Below are 606 nucleotides of genomic sequence, written 5' to 3'. Positions count from 1 at the left end.
GAGATAATATGGGCACAGAGCTATCACATGGTTTTTGTCGATAACAGCATCCACTTTATTCTCATAATCAACAAATCCATTCCAGCCTTCTTTTTCCAGCCAGCGATTGTCCCCCGCAGCCCTGAGACCATCATAACCTCTTGCCAAAGACTGATCGATTTTTTCAACCCAGCTATTTACGACTCTGTCCGGATTGAAAATACCCTCATTTAGATATCCATGAGTGTAAGAGATAATTTCAATTTGCCCTTTCTCCAGGTAAACATCAATATCAGGAACAGCCTTTTTCATGGCTGTTTTTGCCTCTTCTACTTCCAGAGGCTGTGAGGTAATCCAGATGCATAATTCGTTATTTTCCAGCCCGGCTTTAAAATAAGGGACAAGTATATCCGTCAAGTCTTCTTTTGTCTGGTAAAACTGGCAGAAGTGTGTTCCCCAAGGTACCTCGCCAATAATATCAATCCCAGAATCTCTAGTGTTTTTTCTCATGAATATTGTCTCCAGCTTTTGAGGATACCAGGACAAAAATTTCTTTGCACCAGGGTGTTTAATTTCATCTTTGCCTTACAATTTCCATATACATACTCACACTCTGTAAAGGTCTCA

General features: G+C 40.4%; 1 pseudogene (only partly in view). It reads right to left on the bottom strand.

The annotated features are described in order from the left end of the window. Positions 1 to 489 (bottom strand): annotated as a pseudogene (locus BP621_RS16630) (MEDS domain-containing protein); it reaches 2,090 nt to the left of the window's first position. Positions 490 to 606 lie beyond the last annotated feature (117 nt).

The sequence above is a fragment of the Methanosarcina sp. UBA5 genome, from assembly GCF_002505485.1.
Classification (GTDB): domain Archaea; phylum Halobacteriota; class Methanosarcinia; order Methanosarcinales; family Methanosarcinaceae; genus Methanosarcina.
The sequence above is the reverse complement of the archived record's forward strand: the minus strand, read 5'-3'. Positions and strand labels throughout refer to the sequence as shown.